Below are 4078 nucleotides of genomic sequence, written 5' to 3' on the forward strand. Positions count from 1 at the left end.
ACCACCTTCGAAGGCTAAGTACTCCTTACTGACCGATAGCGAACCAGTACCGTGAGGGAAAGGTGAAAAGCACCCCGACGAGGGGAGTGAAACAGTACCTGAAACCGAACGCCTACAATCAGTCGGAGCTTGACTGGACTCTAATGACAATCTGCTACAAACATGACCGAAAGGTCGTGGGAGCAGTGACATGTCGGATTTAGCATTTGTAACGGACGGAACCGTGGCAGCCATCGGGCTGGTGCTTGGGCTCATTAATATGGGCGTCAATCACTGTTCCAACGAGGGCTGCTTGGCCAAGAACGAGCGTCAGCCGTACTTGGCTGCGTCTGTTGGAAATGTGTACTTCCAAGACAGCGAAATTGGTGAGGAATTGTTCGTCCGCCGGCAGACAAGCATGGCGCGCGGCCCGTTTCAGTTCACCTATGGCGCATCCGTCACCGAAGACGGCGGCCTCTGGGCCGGTCTGGGAAATACAACGACATATGCGACGCCGAACGGTCGGTGGTACGCGCAGTTTCACGCAATGCCCGGGCTTTATGCCGAAGGCAGCGACGTGGATCTGGGTGGGCCCATCATCTTTCGGTCGGGCATAGAATTCGGATACACCAACCGTGAAGGGGTTCGCATGAGCCTGAGCTTCGATCATCGATCGAACGCCGGGATTTATAGCGACAACCCTGGTCTCGAAACGGTTCAATTCCGGGTTTCGATCCCAACGAAATGATTGTTATTAGTGTCCAGTCTTGTGACGGCGTACCTTTTGTATAATGGGTCATCGACTTGGTCTATCTAGCAAGCTTAAGCCGTTAGGTGTAGGCGCAGCGAAAGCGAGTCTTAATAGGGCGTCGAGTTAGGTGGATCAGACCCGAAACCGAGTGATCTAGGCATGACCAGGCTGAAGGTAAGGTAACACTTACTGGAGGGCCGAACCCACACCTGTTGAAAAAGGTCGGGATGAGTTGTGCCTAGGGGTGAAAGGCCAATCAAACTCGGAGATAGCTGGTTCTCTGCGAAATCTATTTAGGTAGAGCGTCATCCGAATACCCTCGGGGGTAGAGCACTGGATGGGTAATGGGGCCCCACAGGCTTACTGATCCTAACCAAACTCCGAATACCGAGAAGTACTAGATGGCAGACACACTGCGGATGCTAACGTCCGTAGTGGAGAGGGAAACAACCCTGACCTACAGCTAAGGCCCCCAATTCATGGCTAAGTGGGAAAGCAGGTGAGACGTCCAAAACAACCAGGAGGTTGGCTTAGAAGCAGCCATCCTTTAAAGATAGCGTAACAGCTCACTGGTCTAAACAAGATGTCTTGCGGCGAAGATGTAACGGGGCTCAAGCCATGAGCCGAAGCTTAGGAGTGCGTAAGCACTGGTAGCAGAGCGTAGTGTGACATAGTCTCATTCCTCCTTAGCGGGTTTCGACCCGCATTGGAGGAGAGAGGCTTTCGATGAAGCGGGCGCGTGAGCGATCCCGTGGAGAGATCACTAGCGAGAATGATGACATGAGTAGCGACAAAGAGTGTGAGAGACACTCTCGCCGAAAGTCCAAGGGTTCCTGCTTAAAGCTAATCTGAGCAGGGTAAGCCGACCCCTAAGGCGAGGCCGAAAGGCGTAGTCGATGGGAACCAGGTTAATATTCCTGGGCCAGGAGAAAGTGACGGATTGTGAAGGTTGTTCACCCTTATCGGATTGGGTGGGCCGCTGATCAGTCCCTGGAAATAGCTTCTCCATAAGATCGTACCCTAAACCAACACAGGTGGACAGGTAGAGCATACCAAGGCGCTTGAGAGAACTACGTTGAAGGAACTCGGCAAAATACCTCCGTAAGTTCGCGAGAAGGAGGCCCGGTTCCTAGGCAACTAGGGGCTGGGGGCACAAACCAGGGGGTGGCGACTGTTTACTAAAAACACAGGGCTCTGCGAAGTCGCAAGACGACGTATAGGGTCTGACGCCTGCCCGGTGCCTGAAGGTTAAAAGGAGGGGTGAAAGCTCTGAATTGAAGCCCAGGTAAACGGCGGCCGTAACTATAACGGTCCTAAGGTAGCGAAATTCCTTGTCGGGTAAGTTCCGACCTGCACGAATGGCGTAACGACTTCCCCGCTGTCTCCAACGTAGACTCAGCGAAATTGAATTGCCTGTTAAGATGCAGGCTTCCCGCGGTTAGACGGAAAGACCCCGTGCACCTTTACTACAGCTTCGCACTGGCATCAGGACTGCATTGTGCAGGATAGGTGGTAGGCTTTGAAGCAGGAACGCCAGTTTCTGTGGAGCCACCCTTGAGATACCACCCTATGCATTCTTGATGTCTAACCGCGGCCCGTTATCCGGGTCCGGGACCCTGCGTGGTGGGTAGTTTGACTGGGGCGGTCGCCTCCTAAAGCGTAACGGAGGCGCGCGAAGGTTGGCTCAGAGCGGTCGGAAATCGCTCGTTGAGTGCAATGGCAGAAGCCAGCCTGACTGCGAGACTGACAAGTCGAGCAGAGTCGAAAGACGGCCATAGTGATCCGGTGGTCCCAAGTGGGAGGGCCATCGCTCAACGGATAAAAGGTACGCCGGGGATAACAGGCTGATACTGCCCAAGAGTCCATATCGACGGCAGTGTTTGGCACCTCGATGTCGGCTCATCTCATCCTGGGGCTGGAGCAGGTCCCAAGGGTACGGCTGTTCGCCGTTTAAAGAGGTACGTGAGCTGGGTTTAGAACGTCGTGAGACAGTTCGGTCCCTATCTGCCGTGGGTGTAGGATACTTGAGAGGAGTTGCCCCTAGTACGAGAGGACCGGGGTGAACGATCCACTGGTGGACCTGTTGTGGCGCCAGCCGCAGTGCAGGGTAGCTATGATCGGACAGGATAACCGCTGAAGGCATCTAAGCGGGAAGCCCCCCTCAAAACAAGGTATCCCTGAGGGCCGTGGTAGACCACCACGTCGATAGGCCGGAGATGTAAGCGCAGCAATGCGTTCAGTTGACCGGTACTAATTGCCCGATAGGCTTGATTTGATCCAGTAAAAGCCAGATTGGCTTATGCGGATCCATCAGCCGTACACTTGAAACAGCGTACGCGACTTGGAATTCAAGGTTCTTTCTCGGTTTGGTGGTCATAGCACGAGCAAAACACCCGGTCCCATCCCGAACCCGGCCGTTAAGTGCCGTAGCGCCAATGGTACTGCGTCTTAAGGCGTGGGAGAGTAGGTCGCCGCCAAACCTAGTAAGAACCTTGAAGTTGTATCTCTCGACGATGATCACCATATGAAGTTTCAATGTTCGGCGGCGCCTCTAGCGGGCCCACGTGATGTGTGTTCGGTTCTTGTCGCCGTGACAAAAGAAAACTTCATGATCCTGTTCGCCAGCTATTGAACCCTTGGGTCAACGGCGTTAGGACACCACAGATTGGCGCGGGGTGGAGCAGCCCGGTAGCTCGTCAGGCTCATAACCTGAAGGTCGTAGGTTCAAATCCTACCCCCGCAACCAACCAAACGTGAGACGCCTCCGCCGGTTCTGCCGCGGAGGTTTTTTACTTTTGGTCTCGTGCGCCGGGAGCTTCCTGCGCTGTCCCGTCACCGTTTTAACTCACGCGCTGCTTGCGGTATCCGTGGAAATTCGACGCGCCGTTGCGGCGCGAGCGGGGGGCTTGGCGAAGGTCTCAGGCGGCCTTTGATGCGCGTTCGGCGCTGGGGTCGGAGCGCCGGTGAAAGAAGAGCGAGTAGAGCACTGGCACGAACCCGAGCGTCAGCACGGTCCCTACCGCAAGGCCGCCCGCCATGACCACAGCCATGCCGTAGAACAGCGGATCCTTGGACAGGATCAGCGGCAATAACCCAAGGATCGTCGTCACCGTCGTCATGACGATCGGTCGAAGACGCCGTTTGGCAGCCTCGACGATTGCGGCATCACCGCGCCGGCCGGCGGCCTTTTCGATATCGATGCGGTCGATGAGCACGATGGCGTTGTTCAGAATGATGCCGGCCAGACTCTGAACCGCGCCGGTTTTGCCGGAGGCTGGTTGATGTAAGTTACGCGGCCATTGTCTGAGTTTCCAGAGCCGAGTGGTAGTTTGCTTCGGCCTCTGCTGG

Annotated in this window: 1 protein-coding gene, 1 tRNA gene and 2 rRNA genes (1 of these 4 cut by a window edge); 3 read left to right on the top strand and 1 reads right to left on the bottom strand. The window is 55.4% G+C overall.

Translation table 11 applies throughout. The annotated features are described in order from the left end of the window. The 3 genes from EZV60_RS18220 to EZV60_RS18230 all read left to right on the top strand — a co-directional run. Positions 1 to 3005 (top strand): 23S ribosomal RNA (locus tag EZV60_RS18220); it begins 432 nt to the left of the window's first position. 90 nt (positions 3006 to 3095) lie between these two features. Further along, positions 3096 to 3210, top strand: a 5S ribosomal RNA gene (gene rrf, locus EZV60_RS18225). Positions 3211 to 3399: 189 nt separating this feature from the next. Further along, positions 3400 to 3476, top strand: a tRNA-Met gene (locus EZV60_RS18230). A gap of 172 nt (positions 3477 to 3648) precedes the next feature. On the opposite strand, the gene EZV60_RS18235 is transcribed toward EZV60_RS18230, so the two are convergent. Beyond that, the coding region (locus tag EZV60_RS18235) for an efflux RND transporter permease subunit (protein WP_135507368.1) at positions 3649 to 4078 on the bottom strand (430 nt) is incomplete at its 5' end.

It is taken from the genome of Roseovarius aestuariivivens (genome assembly GCF_004761875.1).
Classification (GTDB): Bacteria; Pseudomonadota; Alphaproteobacteria; order Rhodobacterales; family Rhodobacteraceae; genus Roseovarius; species Roseovarius aestuariivivens.